This window comes from Lysobacter sp. Root494, assembly GCF_001427225.1.
Lineage (GTDB): Bacteria > Pseudomonadota > Gammaproteobacteria > Xanthomonadales > Xanthomonadaceae > Agrilutibacter.
The window spans coordinates 257,956-275,614 of record NZ_LMFH01000001.1; the positions used below are offsets into that span (position 1 = coordinate 257,956).

A 17,659-nucleotide genomic window follows, 5' to 3' on the forward strand; every position below is an offset into this window, starting at 1 on the left:
CTCCCTCCCCTGGAGTGATCCCAGGAGCGAAGACCCCTCCCCAGGTCCCGCTCCTCCAGCCCCGCCGGCCCCCCCTGCCAGCGGGGCTTTTTATTTTCCGCTTCGCGAAAAATAAAACCCAAAGTTTTGCGTGCGCAAAACTTCGGGCGCCACGCTGCGCTGCCAATCCCCGCGGCTGTCGCCGCGCCCCTTACCAATGGGGCTTTGCTCCGGATGGTTGCAGGTATTGGTGATGCGGCTGCGGAAGGCGTGGGTTGCACTGATTTGCACGAATGCATTTGCACAAATGCACTTGGGCTTCACGCGTTTATATCGCCGCATTGTCGGTTCATTGCCCGCAGGCGAATCACGTGATTGTTGGCATTCCTGCCGCTCGCTTCGTTGTGTGCACTGCGCTGTGCACAGGCGCGCTGCAGGCGGAGTCGATCGCTGCGGCGAACGCATCACCCTGGAAAAAGACAGCTGCTTCACCCTGTTTGGGGAAACTTGCTCGCAAGCATTCCGATGGCTCGCCAGGTTGCCCGGCAGTGAAACGCTCACTGAGGTACGAGGACGCCAAAGTGCTCGACCGCAACGTGTGGTTCGGCGGTGCACGCCTCCTGGCCGACGTGGTGGAGGAATAATGCGCGGCTGGCGAATGGCAATGCTCTGGTGCGCGCTCTGCGGGATGCTTCCGCTCGCACACGCGCAGCAGTCCTCCGCGCATTCGCCCACGGATGGCGAATGGCGCATGCCCGCGCACGATTACGCCAGCACGCGCTATAGCCCGCTCGCCGAGATCCAGCGCGGCAACGTGAAGCAGCTCAAGGTCGAGTTCACCTTCGACACCGGCATCGACCACGGCCAGGAAGCCGCGCCGCTCGTGGTCGGCGACACGATGTACGTGGTGACGCCGTATCCCAACGTGCTGTTCGCGCTCGACCTGTCGCAGTCGGGCAAGCTCAAGTGGAAATACCAGCCCAAGCCCGAGGCCGCCGCGCAGGGCGTTGCCTGCTGCGACGTGGTCAATCGCGGCGCGGTGTACTGGGACGGCGCGGTGATCTACAACACGCTCGACGGCGACACCGTGGCGGTCGATGCCAGCACCGGCAAGGAACGCTGGAAGACGAAACTCGGCAACATCCAGAAAGGCGAGTCGATCACCGCCGCGCCATTGGTGGTGAAGGACAAGGTACTGGTCGGCAATTCCGGCGGCGAGTTCGGCGTGCGCGGCTGGCTCGCCGCGCTCGATGCGGGCAGCGGCAAGTTGCTGTGGAAGATGTATGCGACGGGTCCCGACGCCGATGTCGGCATCGGCCCGAACTTCAAGCCGTTCTATCCCGCCGATCGCGGCAAGGACCTCGGCGTGCGCACGTGGCCGCCGCAGGCGTGGAAGATCGGCGGCGGCACGGCGTGGGGCTGGATTTCCTACGATCCGCAACTCGACCTCGTCTATTACGGCACCGCGAATCCGGGCCCATGGAACGAGGCGCAGCGGCCGGGCGACAACAAATGGACAGCCGGGATCTTTGCGCGCGATCCCGACGACGGCAGCGCCCGCTGGTTCTACCAGTTCAGTCCGCATGACCTCTACGACTACGACGCGATCAACGAGAATCTGCTGCTCGACCTGCGCATCGACGGCCAGCTGCGCAAGACGCTGGTGCGGCCCGAACGCAACGGCTTCGTCTACGTGATGGATCGCGCGACCGGGCAGGTGCTGTCGGCCGATCCGTTCGTGCAGGGGAATTCGATCCTGCGCGTCGACCTGAAGACCGGACGCCCGGTCTACAACCCGGAGAAGAAGACCGAGCAGGGCAAGGTGGTGCGCGGAATCTGTCCCGCCGCGCCCGGCGCGAAGGACTGGAATCCGTCGGCGTTCTCGCCGCGCACCGGCCTGGTCTACATACCGCACATCAACCTGTGCATGGACTGGCTGTCGGTGGAGACCAACTACATCGCCGGCACGCCGTACGTGGGTGCGGAAGTGAAGATGTATGCCGGTCCCGGCGGCCATCGCGGCGTCGTGACGGCGTGGGATCCGATCGCGCGCACGCCGCGCTGGATCATCAAGGAAGACCTGCCGGTGTGGAGCGGCGCGCTCGCGACCGCCGGCGACGTCGTGTTCTACGGAACGATGGACGGCTGGTTCAAGGCGGTGGATGCGCGGACCGGCGCGGAGCTGTGGAAATTCCGCACCGGGTCCGGCGTGATCGGGCAACCCGTGACGTATCGCGGCCCCGACGGCCACCAGTACGTTGCGGTGTTGTCGGGTGTCGGTGGCTGGGCAGGCGCGATCGTCGTGGGCAACCTCGATCCGCGCGACAAGGGCGCTGCGCTCGGCTTCGTCAATGCGACGGCCGACCTGAAAGACAAGACCCAACCGGGCGGGACCCTGTATGTCTTCGCGCTGCCGCACTGAGCGCACTGTCATGGAGCGCGTCGCCATCATTGTGCTGGCGTGCACGATGTTGCTGGCGGCGTGCAATCGCGAACGCCGCGAGTTCGCCGGCAAGCCGCGCGCGGAATCCGGGCCCGAAGCTGCTCAGCTGAGTCCACTGACGCCGGGCGCGGACAAGCCGTTCGTCGCCGATCCGCGCGGCGCAATGTACGAAGCCAACGCATACCACATCAACCAGGGCGGACGTCTGTTCCGCTGGTACAACTGCAACGGTTGCCATGCCTCCGGCGGTGGCGCGATCGGTCCGGCGCTGATGGATGACACCTGGCGCTATGGCGGCCGCATCGACCAGGTCTATTCGACGATCATGCAGGGCCGGCCGAATGGCATGCCGTCGTTCCGCGGCAAGATTCCGCCGCAGCAGGTGTGGCAGCTTGCCGCGTACGTACGTTCGCTGTCGGGCAACGTGCCCAAGGCCGCCGAACCGGGCCGTACCGAAGGCATGGCGGTGACTCAGCAGAACGAACCCAGGCAGCCGCCGCGCAACGCCGAGCCACCGGTGGCGCCGCCATGAAGGCGTGCCATGGCGCCGCCGCATCCCGGACGCTGCTCCTTCTCGGCGCAGGACTGATCGGTGCGTGCAGCCGCGTGCAGTCCACGCTCGATCCCGCCGCGGACCAGTCACGCGCGATCGACGTGATGTGGCAGGTGATGCTGTGGACGTGCGCGCTCATTTACGTCGGCGTGTTGGCCGGACTGGCGATCGCGCTGTTGCGGCGCGATGCCGCCACCGGGCACGGCGCCGAACGACGCATCAGCGCGTTGCTGGTGCTGTGGACCGGCTTCATCGCGGTCGTGCTGGTCGGACTGACCGCGGCGAGTTTTTCCGTCGATCGCCACCTGCTCGCGCGCGATCCGGACGCGCTGCGCGTACGCGTCACGGCGAAGCAATGGTGGTGGCAGGTCGAATACCTCGACCGCGAGCCGTCGAAGCAGTTCATCACCGCCAACGAACTGCACCTGCCGGTGGACCGCATGACCCGCGTCGAACTCTCGGCGGGCGACGTGATCCACAGCCTGTGGATCCCCAACCTCAACGGCAAGACCGATCTCATTCCCGGCCACGACAACCACCTGGCGATCACGCCGCGCCGCGTCGGTCGCTACCGCGGCCAGTGCGCGGAATTCTGCGGCCTGCAACACGCGCACATGGCGCTCGATGTCCGGGTCGACAGCGCGCGCGATTTCGCCGCCTGGCGTGCGCATCAACTCGCGCCTGCGACGCTGCCCGCGCAACCGGAGGCGCAACGCGGCGCCGCGCTGTTCCAGTCTAGCGCCTGCGTGATGTGCCATGCGATCGGCGGTACCGACGCCGGCGGACGCACCGGCCCGGACCTCACCCACTTCGCCAGCCGCCGCACGATTGCCGCGGGCACGCGGCCGTTCACTCGCGGCGATCTCGCCGCATGGCTTTCCGATCCGCAACGGCTGAAACCGGGCAACACGATGCCGGCGGTGGATCTCGAACCCGACGAGCTCAACGCGCTCGTCGCCTACCTGATGACGTTGCAGTGATCCGCCGATGAGCGTGCCGCCCGCCGCTTCCAATCCACGCGCAGCGCAGGACCACGTCGCGCAGGAAGAACGGGCCTGCCTCGCGCGCACCTGGGCGGACCGACCCGGCCTGATCGGCTGGCTTACCACCGTCGACGCCAAGCGCATCGGCCTGCGCTATATCGTCACCGCCCTCGTCTTCTTCGCCTGCGCCGGCGTGCTCGCGTTGCTGATGCGCACGCAGCTGATCCGTCCCGAGAACGGTTTCATCGGCCCGGACCGCTACAACCAGCTGTTCTCGCTGCACGGATCGGCGATGATGTTCCTGTTCGCCGTGCCGATCATGACGGCGATGGGCGTGTACCTCGTGCCGCTGATGCTCGGCGCCCGCACGATCTCGTTCCCGCGCTTGAACGCCTTCGGTTACTGGGTGTACCTGTTCGGCGGGATCACCATCTTCGTTGCCTTCCTGCTCGACATCGGGCCGGAAACGGGCTGGACGTCGTACGTGCCGCTCGCGTCCCCGGACTTCTCGCCCGGAAAGCGCACCGACTTCTGGTCGCAGATGGTGAATTTCACCGAGGTCTCGGCACTGTGCGTGGCCGCCGAGATCGCCACGTCCTTCATGGTGACGCGCGCGCCGGGCATGCGGCTCGACCGCATCCCGCTGTTCGCGTGGGCGCAGATGGTCACCGCCTTCATGGTGATGGTCGCGATGCCGTCCGTGATGATCGCGAGCCAGTTGCTGCAATCCGATCGCCAGTTCGGCACGCAGTTCTTCAACGCGGCCGAAGGCGGCGACCCACTGCTGTGGCAGCACCTGTTCTGGTTCTTCGGGCATCCGGAGGTCTACATCATCTTCATTCCCGCGCTGGGAATGATCTCCAGCATCGTGCAGACCTTCTCGCGACGGCCGATCTTCGCGCACACGACGATGGTGGTGGCGCTGGTGTCGATCGGGTTCCTGTCGTTCGGGTTGTGGGTGCACCACATGTTCGCGACGGGATTGCCGCCGTTGGGCAACAGCTTCTACACCGCGGTGAGCATGATGATCGCGATCCCGTCCGGTGTGCAGATCTTCTGCTGGATCGCCACGCTGTGGCTGGGCAAGCCGCGCTACGCGACGCCGCTGCTGTTCGTACTAGGCTTTTTTGCGTTGTTCGTGCTCGGCGGGCTCACGGGGGTGATGCTGGCGTCGGTGTCGCTGGACCAGCAGTTGCACGACACCTACTTCGTGGTCGCGCACCTGCATTACGTGCTGATCGGCGGCGCCGTGTTCCCGTTCCTCGGCGCCTTCCATTACTGGTTCCCGAAGTTCACCGGCCGGCTCATGAGCGAGCGCGCGGGGAAGTGGAATTTCTGGCTGCTGTTCGCCGGCGTGAACCTCACGTTCTTCCCGATGCACTGGCTCGGCCTCGCCGGCATGCCGCGCCGGATCTACACCTATCCGGCCGGGATGGGCTGGGAGTGGGCGAACATGGTGGCCACCGCCGGAAGCTATCTCGTTGCTGTCGGGGTGTTGCTGTTCGTGGCCAACGCGGTCTGGTCCCTGCGGCGCGGCAAGGCCGCCGGCGACAACCCGTGGGAGGCACCGGAACTGGAGTGGGCCACGTCCTCGCCGCCGCCGCCGTGGAATTTCACGCAGGTGCCGGCCGTGGAAAGCCGTACGCCGCTGTGGAGCCAGGGTGAACCCGCCTGGCTGCGCGGCTTGCGCAGCGACAAGCGCGAGATGCTCCTGACGTCGATCGCCGATGCACAACCGCGGGCGCGCTGGGCCTGTCCCGACCCGAGCATCTGGCCCTTCTTCTCGGCGTTGGCGCTCACGCTCCAGTTCATCTGGACGATCTTCGATCCCTGGGGCTGGGTCTGGCCTTCGATCGCGATCGCGATCGCGATGACGATCTGGTTCTGGCCGAAGAAGTCCGAGCCGAGCATGGAGTAAGCCGCATGCCTCGCCGCGCGACCGACATCGACCTTTCCGAGTTGCCGGACTACCTGTTCGGGCCTGGCGCGATCGGGTTCTGGGGCGGCATCGCTTTCATGCTGATCGAGGGTGTTGGCCTCGTGCTCGTGATCGGCGCGTACTTCTACCTGCTGCCGTACGAGCAGGAATGGCCGCCGGGAGCGCCGCCACCGCCGCTGTTCTGGGCGACCTCCGGTGTGCTCCTTGCGCTTCTGTCGGAGATTCCGAATGTGCTCACGGTGCGTCGGGCCAAGCAGCAATCGAAACCGGGGGTGCAGTTCTGGATCGTGATGACCGCGTTGTTCGGCGTCGCGCTGCTGGTGTTGCGCGGACTGGAGTTCCAGGCCTTCAACGTGCGCTGGGACCAGAACGCCTACGGCTCGATCACCTGGGCGGTGCTGATCATGCACCACGCGGACGTCATCACCGACGTCTACGACACCTTCGTCCTCGCGGCGATGGTCTTTGCCAAACCAGTCGACGGCCGGAAATTCTCCGACGTCAACGACAATGCGGTGTTCTGGCATTTCATCGTGGTGACCTGGGTCGTGGTGTACGCGGTCGTGTACTGGGTGCCGCGATGGCTGTGAAACGCGCGCGCATCGGCTTCCTGCTGCAGCCATGGGCCGGGCTGATCGCCGGCGTGGCCGGCTGGTTCGCGCATCACCAGATCATCGGCGATGCGCTGCACTTCCATTGTCCCGCCGGCAATCCTGCGAGCGCAGTGGTGGTGGGGATCGCGGTGATCGTGTTCGTCGCGCTGGCGGCGTTGTGGAGTCGCGCGGTGTTGCGCGAGGATGCCGTGGCGGTGGTGGAGGAAGGCGAAGCGCCGCCGCGTGGCCCGGCGCCGCGCAGGAAGCGCGCGTCGCCAAGGGACGAAGGCGCCCGCGAAGAGCCTGCACGCGAGCCGCTGCGGCGCAGCGCGGGCAGCCGCGCGTTCGCCGCGCGACTGAGCCTGATGGCGGCGGCGTTGTTCGCACTGCTGGTGGCGGTGCAGACGATGGCGGGCGTGATGCTGCCGGGATGCCCGCCATGAGACGCTGGCGCGCGGATACGACGCTGCTGGTCCTGTGCGCGATGCCCGATGTTGCCTTCGCGCATGGGCCAACGGCATGGCCAGGCTGGACGCTCGATCCCTGGGTGACCCTGCCGCTCGCGCTCAGCCTGCTGTGGTTCAACGCCGGATATGCACGCTTGCGCGCACGCGAACGCAGGCCGGGCACGCACCGGCGCCAGGCACACCTGTTCTGGCTGGGCTGGCTCGTGCTAGCGGCGGCGCTCGTGTCGCCGTTGCACGAAGCGGGCGAGCGTTCGTTCGCCGCGCACATGTTCGAACACGAACTGCTGATGCTCGCCGCGGCGCCGCTGCTGGTGTTGTCCCGGCCGATCGGCATCGCGCTGTGGGCCCTGCCAAATGCGTGGCGCACGCGCTGCGCCACTTTTGGCCATGCGCGCTGGTTCGCCGCGGCCTGGCAGGCGCTCACGCATCCGTTGCCGGCGACGCTGCTGCAGGCGCTCGCACTGTGGCTGTGGCATGCGCCGCGACTGTTCGACCTTGCGCTCGCGCAACCGGGTTGGCATATCGCGCAGCACGTGTCGTTCCTGGCCACGGCCCTGCTGTTCTGGAGCGCGGTCCTGGTCGCGCACCGTGCGCGGCCGGCGCTTGCCATCGGCTGCCTGTTCTTCACCGCGACGATCAGCGGCGCGCTGGGTGTGTTCATGGCGCTGTCGTCCAGTCCCTGGTACGCCGGCTACGCGCGCCTTGGCATGGCGCCGTTCGGATTGACGCCCGCCGAGGACCAGCAGCTGGCCGGCCTGCTGATGTGGATCCCGGGTGGAATCGTGCACGCAGTCGCCGCGCTGGTGCTGCTCGCGCGCAGCCTGCGCGAACGCACGCTGGAGCCGTCGCCATGAAGTGGCTGGTGGGCGCCGTGGCCGTAGTGCTGCTGGCCGGCGCGACGGCGCTGCTGTTGAACATGCGCCAGCGGCATCACGAAATCGAACAGCGCGCCGCATGGCTGACCGGTGGCAGGCCCACGCACGGCCGCGAGCTCTTCGCGCATTACGGCTGCGGCAGCTGCCACACCATTCCCGGCGTGCGTGGTGCCGGCGGGATGGCGGGCCCTTCGCTGCTCCGCTTCGGACAACGCACCTTCATCGCCGGACAGCGACGCAACACGCCGCAGAACCTGATTGCGTGGCTTCAGCACCCGCAACACATCGAGCCCAACACCGCGATGCCCGAGATGGGCGTGACGGACGCCGATGCGCGCGACATCGCCGCCTATCTCTACACGTTGAACTGACGGATGCCGAAGCGACTGTCCCTCCTCGCCGCCTCACGAATCCTGTTCGCTGGTGCGCTATGCATGGCGACTGCCGTGGCGAACGCGGAAACGGTGTACGTGTCGGACGAACAGGCGAACGTCATCCATGTGATCGAGGCACCGCAGTGGCGCGAGGTGAAACAGATCCCGGTGGGCCAGCGTCCGCGTGGGTTGGAATTGAGTACGGACGGCCGCCGGTTGTTCGTCGCAGTGAGCAACGACAATCGCATCGACGTGGTCGATCTCGCGTCGGGGCGCGTGACCGATCACCTGCCTTCGGGTCCGGACCCCGAGCGCTTCGCCCTCTCGCCGGACGGACGCATGCTCTATGTCGCCAACGAGGACGACAACAAGGTCAGCTTCCTCGACATCGCGGCGAAGCGGATCACACATGAAGTGGAAGTCGGCGCGGAGCCCGAAGGCATGGCGGTGAGTCCTGATGGCCACTGGGTGGTCTGCACATCCGAAAGCGCCAGCCTCGTGCACTTCATCGATGCACGCAGCGGAAAGCTGGTGGAAAGTTCGATGGTCGGCACCCGGCCGCGCGAGGCGCGCTTCACCGCGGATGGGCGCGAGTTGTGGGTGTCGTCGGAAGTGCGCGGCACGGTTGCCGTCTTCGCCATGCCGTCGCGCGAACGCCGCGGCGTGATCGACCTCGACGTGGCGGATGCACCGGCGACGGTGCAGGCCATCGGCATCGCCTTCGATCCCGATGGCAGGCGTGCCTTCGTCGCGCTGGGTCGCGGCAATGGCGTCGCCGAGATCGATCGCGGGACGAATCAGTTGCGGCGCGTGCTCCCGGCAGGACAACGCGACTGGAGCATCGCACTGGGCGCGCAAGGCAGGCTGTATGCAGCAAACGGGCTTTCCGGCGACGTCAGCGTGATCGATCGCGACAGTGGACAGCTGCTGGCGACGATCGCAACCGGAGGCAAGCCGTGGGGCGTGGTGGTGAAACCATGAGGGCCGCGATCGTGCTGCCGCTGTTGCTACTCGCCGCAAACGCAGGCGCGCGCGAACTGCGCGTGTGCGCGGATCCGAACAACCTGCCGTACTCCAATGCGCGCGGCGAGGGATTCGAGAACCGGATTATCGCGCTGCTCGCGAAGGACCTGGACGCCAACGTGCGTTACACCTGGTGGGCGCAGCGCCGCGGCTTCCTGCGCAACACGCTGCTGGCGAACGATTGCGACGTCGTGGCGGGCGTGGCGAGCAGCATGGGCATGCTCGGTACTACCGATCCCTATTACCGTTCCACATATATATTCGTCAGCCGCGCCGATCGCCATCTGGGCGTGCATTCGCTCGACGATCCCCGCCTGAAGCAATGGATGATCGGCGTGCAGCTGGTCGGCGACGACGGCGCCAACACGCCGCCCGCGCACGCACTGGCACGACGCGGGATCGCCGGGAACGTGCGCGGCTACACCGTTTACGGTGATTACGCCCAGGCAGCGCCGCAATCGCAGGTGATCGACGCGGTTGCGCGTGGTGACGTCGACGTCGCGATCGTGTGGGGTCCCACCGCGGGCTACTTCGCCGCAAAGCAACCGGTGCAGCTCGCCCTCATGCCGGTCACGCCCTGGCTCGATGGCCCGCTGTGGCCGATGGTGTTCGACACCTCGATGGGCGTGCGCAAGGAGGATCGCGCGTTGCGCCGCGAACTCAATGCGGCCCTGCAGCGGCATGCGACGGAAATCGCCGCGATCCTGGATGCGTACCACGTGCCGCGCGTCGAAACGAACGGGGACCGCGTCTCCCCGGCACCGTAGTCGCAGCTGCGCGCGGCATTCACGCACGGAGCACTACGGTGACGCGAAGCCACAGAGGAGGAACGGCCATGTCGGACCTGCTCGTCCTGTCGATGCCGTGGTACGAGATCGTGCTGCGCGGCGCCCTGGTCTATATCGTGTTGCTGTCCTTCCTGCGCCTGTCGGGCAAGCGCACGGTCGGCCAGTTCACCCCGTTCGACCTGCTGCTGCTCATATTGCTGGGCGACGCGGTGCAGGGCGCGATGATTGCCGAGGAGGAATCGGTGACCGGCGCGGTGATCCTCGTGGCGACGCTGCTGTCGCTCAACTGGCTCGCGGGTTTCCTGTCATCGCGCAGCCAGCGGCTCGATCAGTTGCTGGAAGGCAGTCCGGTGCTGCTGGTACGCAACGGCACGGTGTATGAGAAGGCGCTGCGCCGAACCAATCTCACCCATTCCGAGCTGAAGGAGTCCATGCGCAAGCACGGCTGCATTCGCGTCGAGGACGTGCGGCTCGCGGTGCTGGAGAGCGACGGCGAAATCTCGATCGTGCCGCGCGAGGATCCGAAGAAGTAACCTCATCAGCGCGCGAGTTCCTGCAACCAGTCTCGTGGCCGCAGGTAGTCGGCGAGGCGCGCTTCGGCGCTGCCCGGCTCCGGCGTGTAGCCGTATTCCCAGCGCACCAGCGGCGGCAGGCTCATCAGGATCGATTCGGTACGGCCGCCGCTCTGCAGGCCGAACAGCGTGCCGCGATCGAAGACGAGGTTGAACTCGACATAGCGCCCGCGCCGGTACAGCTGGAACTGGCGCTCGCGTTCGCCGTACGGCGTATCGCGGCGGCGTTCGACGACTGGAAGATACGCATCGAGGAAGCCGTCGCCGATCGAGCGCATGTAGGCGAAGTCGCGCTTGAAATCCTCGTGCAGGTCGTCGAAGAACAAGCCGCCGACGCCGCGCGTTTCGCCACGGTGCTTCAGCAGGAAATACTCGTCGCACCACTTCTTGTGCGCGTCGTAGCGTTGCGCGCCTCCGAACGGCTCACACAGCTCGCGCGCCGTGCGATGCCAGTGCAGCACGTCTTCATCGAAGGGATAGAACGGCGTCAGGTCGAACCCGCCGCCGAACCACCACGCGACGGTTTCGCCATCGCGCATCGCGCGGAAATGGCGCACGTTGGCGTGCGTGGTCGGCAGGTACGGATTGCGCGGATGGAACACCAGCGACATGCCCACCGCGCGCCATGACGCGCCCGCGAGTTCCGGTCGCGCCGCACTCGCGGAGGGCGGCAGCTTCGTGCCAGATACGTCGGAAAAGCCGATGCCGGCCTGCTCGAACACCGCGCCATCGCGCAGGATCCGCGTGCGCCCGCCGCCGCCTTCCGCGCGCGTCCATTTGTCCTCGACGAAACGCGCGCCGCCATCGGCGGTTTCGATCGCGGCGCAAATGCGGTCCTGCAGGTCGGTGAGGTAGTTGCGGACGCTGTCGAAGTCGTTCATGGGCCAAATTGTAGCGCCGCGCCTGCGCGGTGCAGCGGGGGGGCAGGGTAGCCTTGCCCATGTCATGTCGCGTCGTGTCGCTGTTGCTCTTGCTTCTGCTTTTGCTCGTCATTCCCGCGAAGGCGGGAATCCAGTGACTTTGCTTGCCTTGTGCTTTTTGCTTGGTCTTCGTGGTTCGCTCTCCGCCAAAAAACGGAAGTCACTGGATTCCCGCCTTCGCGGGAATGACGAGCGTAAAAAAGCGAACGCCCGGCCAATGCCGGGCGTCGCATGCTGTAGCCGTCAGAGAACGTTACTTCAACGTCCGCTCGAACAACTCCAGGATCCGCCGGTACTCGTCGTACCACGAATCCGGATGCGTGAAGCTGTGCCGCTCCAGCGGATACGGCGCGATTTCCCACTTGTCCTTGCGCAGTTCGACCAGGCGTTGGGTGAGCACCACCGAGTCCTTGAAGAACACGTTGTCGTCGATCATGCCGTGCGCGATCAGCAGGTTGTCCTGCAGCTTGTCGGCATAGTTGATCGGCGAGGAAACGCGATACGCCTCCGGATCGAGCTCGGGCGTGTTGAGGATGTTGCTGGTGTATTCGTGGTTGTACTGCGACCAGTCGGTGACCGGGCGCAGCGCGGCGCCGGCCTTGAACGTGCCCGGCGAACGGAACAGCGCCATGAAGGTCATGAAGCCGCCGTAGGAACCGCCATAGATGCCCGCGCGATCCTTGTTGCCCTGCTTGTTGGCGGCGAGCCAGTCGAGGCCGTCGAGGTAATCCTCGAGTTCCGGATGGCCCATGTTGCGGTAGATCGCGGTGCGCCAGTCGCGGCCGTAGCCTTCCGAGCCGCGATAGTCGAGGTCGAGCACGATGTAGCCCTTCTCGACCAGCAGGTTGTGGAACATCTGCTCGCGGAAGTAGTCGGGCCAGCGGTCGTCGACGTTCTGCAGGTAGCCCGCGCCGTGCACGAACATCACGATCGGGTATTTCCTGCCCGCTTCGGGCTGTTTCGGACCGTAGTACTTGCCCCAGATCGTGCCGGCGCCGTGCTTGCTCGGCACCTGCACGTATTCGGGCAGCATCCATTCGCGCGTCTTGAAGGCTTCCTTGCGCGTGTCGGTGATCTGCTTCGCCGCGCCGCCTTTCGCGCTCAGTACCGACAGCTGCGGCGGCATGTACGCGCGCGAGTGGCGCACGAGCAGCTGCTGGCCATCGGGCGACAGCGAGAAGTCCTCGACGCCGCCCAGGTCGGTGAGTTCGCGCACTTCGCCGCCATTGCGCGGCACCACGCAGACCTCGTAGTCGCCAGGCCACTTGCGGTTGCACAGGAAATAGAACGTGGCGCCATCGCGGGACAGTTGCGGCGCGGAGACTTCCCAGTTGCCGGAAGTCAGCGCACGCGGCTTGCTACCTTCGCCCACGTACAGGTGCGAATAGCCGCTCTGCTCCGACAGCAGCCACAGCTGGCCGTCGGGCGTCCAGCCGAAATCGTTGAAGCCCCAGTTGATCCAGGCGGGATCGGTTAGGCGGTGGCGCGGCTGCAGCTTCGCGCTGGCGAGATCGACGCTGGCGATCCAGCGGTCCTTGTTGTCGATCGCGCGGATCGCCACGGCGACGCTGCGGCCATCATCGGTCCAGCGGATCGACGGTGCGCCGCTGTTGTCGCCGCTGGTCAGCACCTGCACGTCGCGGTTGCCCTTCAGCGGATCCTTCTTCGCGGCCTTGCGCATCGCCGCGAGCGGGTCGTCGGCGATGCCGGGCAGGGTGTCGTACTTCACTTCCGTCGCCTTCGCCGCGGCGAGGTCGACGAGCCACAGTTTCTGCGGCAGCGGCGCATTGCGGCCGACGCGCGTGCGCACGTCCTCGAATTCCTCGTAGCCCGATTCCGTCACGTACCTCGGCATCTTGCCGGCCTGGCCTTCGTCGGCGTCCTTGGCCGTCGTCACCACCAGCATCCAGCGGCCATCGGGCGACATCGCGCTGTCGGCGATGTTCACGTCGGCGCCGAGATACGCCGGAACCGGCGCGCGTGTCGGATCCGCGCTTCGCCATTGCTGGTCCTGCACGCGCGCGGCGTCGCGCCGCGCCTTGTCGTCCTTCAGCGTGCGGATCATTTCGAACTGGCGTTCGCGCAGGTCGTCGGGCTTGGGTGCCGCGCCCGGATCCTTTTCCGCCTTGATCACGGCGGCCTGGCTCACGCCACTGCCGGCGCGCCACTGGTACCAGTCGTTGCCGACGCGGAAGACGAGGTTACCGTCGCGGCTCCACTGCGGCAGCGCCTCGGCGGCATCGGTGCGCGTGACCTGGGTCAGGGCGCCATTGCGCAGGTCGCGCACGAAGACATCGCCGTTGCGCACGAAGGCCATGTGCGTGCGCTGGTTGTCGAACGCCGGGTTCATGCCGTCGAGCTCCGCGCGCGCCGCGCCGTCCATCCTCGAAGCCGAGCCGCCATCGACCGGTTGCCGGTAGGTGTCTCGGATCGTCGCGCCTTCGCGCTTGAGCAGGTATTGCACCTGCCGGCCGTCCCACGACCACCAGGCCTGTTCGACCGGCGGCCCGATCCAGTCGGGATCGGCCATGACCTGGTCGAGCGTGAGCGGCGCCTGTGCGAAGACGGGAGCGCTCAGGAATGAAGTGGCGAGAAGCAGGGCGGGCAACGGAAGACGTGGCATGGGTGGGCGCGCGTGGAAAGACCGGCGGAGGTTAGCAGCCGTGTCCGTGGGGGACCGGGTCAAAGGTCATGGCTGGTGGTGGGCGGCGTGGAAGCGCAGATGGGGCAAAGGCCAGCGTTGGACGCGCGACAACCCCTCGCCCCGCTTGCGGGGAGAGGGACAGCGTTGCGTGTAGCAACGCAGGGTGAGGGGCGGTGCGCAACAGCAAGAGCGCCCCTCATCCGCCCTGCGGGCACCTTCTCCCCGCTGCGCGGAGAGAAGGGGTGAAGCGTCAGGTCGCTAATGCCAGCTAACGCGTTGCGCGCGGTACTTCGCTACGCACCCGATCCCGCGGCACCACCTGCAATTCCAGTGGCGCCAACCCGCGATCCGCCGGCCCATTGAGCCGCGCGCCCGTGCGCGGATCGAAGCGCGACCCGTGGCACGGGCAATCCCAGCTGCTTTCGGCCGAATTCCAGTGCACCACGCAACCCAGGTGCGGACACACCGCCGAGTGCAGGTGCAGTTCGCCGGTGTCGTCGCGCCACGCGGCGATCTTGTGCAGGCCTTCGCGCAGGATCGCCGCTTCGCCCGCGCCAATGCTCGCGTAGCTGTCGACGTCGCCGCCGCTCAGCAGTTCGCCGTAATACGGCACGAAGTTGAGGTTTTCGCGCAGGAATTCATCGGCGGCGCGCAAGGTCTTGCGGTCGGGCGCATACAGCGACGTCCAGGCCGATTCGCGGCCGGCGATCAGTTCGGCGATCAGCATGCCCGCCAGCGTGCCGTGGGTCAGGCCATTGCCGGAATCACCGGTGACGACGTAGACGTTGTCGGCGCGTCCCGGGTTGTGGCCGATGAAGGCGAGCGAATCGACCGGTTCGATGACCTGTCCCGACCACCGGTAACCGACTTCGCCCGCCATCGGGAAATGTTCGCGCACCCAGCGTTCGAGTTCGGCGAAGTGGTGTTCGGGTGTTTCGTCCTGCCCGACCTTGCGGTCTTCGCCGCCGACGATGAGCCAGTCGTTGCCGCGTCCCGGCTCGATGCGGATGTAGTGGTAGGGATCCAGCGTGTCCCACAGCAGCGCGTCGGGCACGGCGTGCTGGGCGATGCGCAGTGCGATCACGTAGGTGCGGTAGGCGGCCTGCTTGGTGTGCAGCGCGAGGCGGTCGTTGAACGGAACGTGCGTGGCGACAACGATCGCATCGCAGTCGATGCGGTCGCCGTCCTGCGTGGTCACGTGCGCGTTCGCACCGCCTTCGACGTCCACCACGGTTGCGCGGTTGAGTCGCCCGTCGAGCCGCTCGATCGTGTTCGCCAGTCCCGCGGTGTAACGCAGCGCGTGGAAGCGCGCCTGGTGGCGGAATCGCAACGCATCCCCGAACACCGACAGTGACCCGGGCGCACCGGGAACACGCTCGCAATCCAGGCCCGCACGAATCGCGGCGTCGTATTCGCGATCGAGGATGCCGGCGCGCTCGTCGCCGCGGCCTTGCACGAGATAACCATCGACGCGACTGAATTCGCAATCGATGCCTTCGGTCGCGCAGATCATCTCGATCGCATCGACGGCCGAAGCATGGCTCTGCGCCGCCTGCCGCGCGCCTTCGTGCCCATGCAGTTTTTCCAGTTCGAAGAAGCGGTCATCGAGCGCGCTGCACAGGTGGCCGGTAGTTCGCGCGGTCTGTCCGCCGCGCAATCCGCGTTCGTCGAGAACGAGTACGTCCTTGCCGGATCGGGCAAGCCGATACGCGGTGGTCAGACCGGCGATGCCGGCACCGACGACGCATACCTGCGCATGCTGCGATCCGGTCAGTGGTGTCAGTTCGGGCGTAGGTGCAGTGTCCATCCACAGCGACACGCTACCCGTGGCTTCTGCGTTCCCGTCGCTATGACTGCGCATGGCCAGCCCTCCGTGCGTTCCGAAACCAGATGGAAGCGTGCGCGACATCCGGTGAATCCCGCGTCCATACGCCGTGAGGCCGCGGTGATACGGCGCTGCGGGCGCCGACAACGGTCGCGTTCCTGCTCCGGTTCCGCACGAGCGCATCTGCTCCTGTTCGCCCGGCGGTTTGCGGCGCAGAATATGCAGCCGCGGCGCACCCCACGTGCCGCGGAGGCGTTGCGTGGATGCATTGCTGCTCTCCCGGATCCAGTTCGGATTCGTCATCTCCTGCCACATCCTGTTTCCGGCCTTCACCATCGGCCTGGCGAGCTGGCTGGCCTTCCTCGAGTTCCGCTGGCTGCGCACGCGCGACGCGGTGTGGCGCGACCTGTATTTCTTCTGGCTGAAGATCTTCGCCGTGTCGTTTGGCATGGGCGTGGTCAGCGGCATCGTCATGAGCTTCCAGTTCGGCACCAACTGGGCGGTGCTGAGCGAGAAGGCCGGCAACATCCTCGGCCCGCTGCTCTCGTATGAAGTGCTGACGGCGTTCTTCCTGGAGGCGACCTTTCTCGGCGTGATGCTGTTCGGCGCCAGGAAGGTGCCGGAGAAGCTGCATTTCCTCGCCACGTGCATGGTCGCGCTGGGCACGCTGATCTCGACGTTCTGGATCATCTCCGCCAACAGCTGGATGCAGACGCCGCAGGGCTACACGCTGACGGCCGACGGGGTGTTCGAACCGGCGAACTGGTGGGCGATCGTCTTCAATCCCTCGTTCCCGTATCGCCTCGCGCACATGGTGCTCGCGGCGTTCATCACCACCTGTTTCGTCATTGGCGGCGTCAGCGCGGGTTACCTGCGCCGTGGGCTGCATGTCGATGCGGGCCGGCGGATGCTGAAGCTCGCGGTCCTGTTCGCGGCGATCGCAGTGCCGGTGCAGGTCTTCGTCGGCGACCAGCATGGCCTCAACGTCGGCGAGCACCAGCCGACCAAGCTCGCGGCGATGGAGGGGCACTGGGAGCAGGGTGCGAAGGGTGAAGGCGTGCCACTGGTCCTGTTCGCGCTGCCGGACCAGAAGGCGGAGCGCAACGATTACGAAATCGCGGTGCCGAAACTCGGCAGCCTGATCCTCACGCATTCGCTGGATGGCGAGATCCAGCCGCTGAAGGCCGTGCCCGCGGACGAGCGGCCGCCGGTCGCGCCGGTGTTCTTCGCCTTCCGCGTGATGGTGGGGCTCGGCCTGCTGATGCTCGCGCTGGTGCTGGTGTCGCTATGGCAGTGGCGGCGCAAGCGGTTGTTCGAGTCGAAGTGGGTGTTGAACGGCTGGCGTGCGATGACGCTGGCCGGCTTCGTGGCCATCCTTTCGGGCTGGTACGTAGTGGAAATCGGCCGCCAGCCCTATGTTGTCTACGGCTTGTTGCGTACTGCAGACGCGGTGACGCCGACGCTCGCAGCCGGCAGCGTGTTGACGTCATTGCTGGTGTTCGCCGCGGTGTATTTCACCGTGTTCGGCGCGGGCATCTGGTACCTGCTCAAGTTGATCCGCAAGGGCCCGCAACCGCACGAGCCGATGCCGGAAAGCGATTCGGGAGAGCGCACGCCCGCGCGGCCACTTTCGATAGGCAATCGCACGCCGGATGATGCGACGGCGGAGAGTGCGCCGTGA

The 17,659-nt window shown here is 66.4% G+C and carries 15 protein-coding genes; 12 read left to right on the forward strand and 3 right to left on the reverse strand.

Annotated features, from left to right (window positions below; all coding sequences use genetic code 11):
- Positions 1-622: 622 nt before the first annotated feature.
- The 11 genes from ASD14_RS01070 (at position 623) to ASD14_RS01120 (ending at position 10,550) form a co-directional block, all read left to right on the forward strand.
- Positions 623-2,401 (forward strand): methanol/ethanol family PQQ-dependent dehydrogenase, encoded by a 1,779-nt coding sequence (locus ASD14_RS01070; protein WP_056127644.1) that lies wholly within the window; start codon positions 623-625, stop codon positions 2,399-2,401.
- A gap of 10 nt (positions 2,402-2,411) precedes the next feature.
- Positions 2,412-2,954 (forward strand): c-type cytochrome, encoded by a 543-nt coding sequence (locus ASD14_RS01075; RefSeq protein ID WP_056127646.1) that lies wholly within the window; start codon positions 2,412-2,414, stop codon positions 2,952-2,954.
- Complete coding sequence (locus ASD14_RS01080; protein WP_056127648.1) at positions 2,951-3,955, forward strand: cytochrome c oxidase subunit II; 1,005 nt, start codon at positions 2,951-2,953, stop codon at positions 3,953-3,955. The genes ASD14_RS01075 and ASD14_RS01080 overlap by 4 nt, the downstream gene beginning before the upstream one ends.
- Positions 3,956-3,962: 7 nt before the next feature.
- Positions 3,963-5,876: a cytochrome c oxidase subunit I gene (gene ctaD, locus ASD14_RS01085; protein ID WP_056127651.1), complete on the forward strand. Its 1,914-nt coding sequence runs from the start codon at positions 3,963-3,965 to the stop codon at positions 5,874-5,876.
- 5 nt (positions 5,877-5,881) lie between these two features.
- A complete protein-coding gene (locus tag ASD14_RS01090) occupies positions 5,882-6,487 on the forward strand; it encodes a hypothetical protein (RefSeq protein WP_056127654.1) in 606 nt (201 codons plus the stop codon).
- On the forward strand, positions 6,478-6,933 hold the full coding sequence (locus ASD14_RS01095; RefSeq protein WP_056127657.1) for a hypothetical protein: 456 nt from the start codon (positions 6,478-6,480) through the stop codon (positions 6,931-6,933). The genes ASD14_RS01090 and ASD14_RS01095 overlap by 10 nt, the downstream gene beginning before the upstream one ends.
- A complete protein-coding gene (locus tag ASD14_RS01100; protein ID WP_082538702.1) occupies positions 6,930-7,811 on the forward strand; it encodes a cytochrome c oxidase assembly protein in 882 nt (293 codons plus the stop codon). Before ASD14_RS01095 ends, ASD14_RS01100 begins: the two co-directional genes overlap by 4 nt.
- A complete protein-coding gene (locus ASD14_RS01105) occupies positions 7,808-8,203 on the forward strand; it encodes a c-type cytochrome (protein WP_157474945.1) in 396 nt (131 codons plus the stop codon). The genes ASD14_RS01100 and ASD14_RS01105 overlap by 4 nt, the downstream gene beginning before the upstream one ends.
- 63 nt (positions 8,204-8,266) lie before the next feature.
- Complete coding sequence (locus ASD14_RS01110) at positions 8,267-9,187, forward strand: PQQ-dependent catabolism-associated beta-propeller protein (RefSeq protein WP_056127660.1); 921 nt, start codon at positions 8,267-8,269, stop codon at positions 9,185-9,187.
- Entirely contained in the window at positions 9,184-9,996 is an 813-nt protein-coding gene (locus ASD14_RS01115; RefSeq protein WP_056127662.1) for a substrate-binding domain-containing protein, read from the forward strand. Before ASD14_RS01110 ends, ASD14_RS01115 begins: the two co-directional genes overlap by 4 nt.
- A 68-nt stretch (positions 9,997-10,064) precedes the next feature.
- Positions 10,065-10,550 (forward strand): YetF domain-containing protein, encoded by a 486-nt coding sequence (locus ASD14_RS01120; RefSeq protein ID WP_056127665.1) that lies wholly within the window; start codon positions 10,065-10,067, stop codon positions 10,548-10,550.
- 5 nt (positions 10,551-10,555) lie between these two features.
- On the opposite strand, the gene hemF is transcribed toward ASD14_RS01120, so the two are convergent.
- The 3 genes from hemF to ASD14_RS01135 all read right to left on the reverse strand — a co-directional run bounded on the left by hemF (position 10,556) and on the right by ASD14_RS01135 (position 16,014).
- On the reverse strand, positions 10,556-11,470 hold the full coding sequence (gene hemF / locus ASD14_RS01125) for an oxygen-dependent coproporphyrinogen oxidase (protein ID WP_056127667.1): 915 nt from the start codon (positions 11,468-11,470) through the stop codon (positions 10,556-10,558).
- 292 nt (positions 11,471-11,762) lie between these two features.
- On the reverse strand, positions 11,763-14,132 hold the full coding sequence (locus ASD14_RS01130) for a S9 family peptidase (RefSeq protein ID WP_056127670.1): 2,370 nt from the start codon (positions 14,130-14,132) through the stop codon (positions 11,763-11,765).
- A 289-nt stretch (positions 14,133-14,421) separates the two neighbouring features.
- Positions 14,422-16,014, reverse strand: coding sequence for an FAD-dependent oxidoreductase (locus tag ASD14_RS01135; RefSeq protein WP_056127673.1), 1,593 nt, complete (start codon positions 16,012-16,014; stop codon positions 14,422-14,424).
- 223 nt (positions 16,015-16,237) lie between these two features.
- On the opposite strand from ASD14_RS01135, the gene ASD14_RS01140 reads away from it, so the two are divergent.
- Positions 16,238-17,659: a cytochrome ubiquinol oxidase subunit I gene (locus ASD14_RS01140; protein ID WP_056127679.1), complete on the forward strand. Its 1,422-nt coding sequence runs from the start codon at positions 16,238-16,240 to the stop codon at positions 17,657-17,659.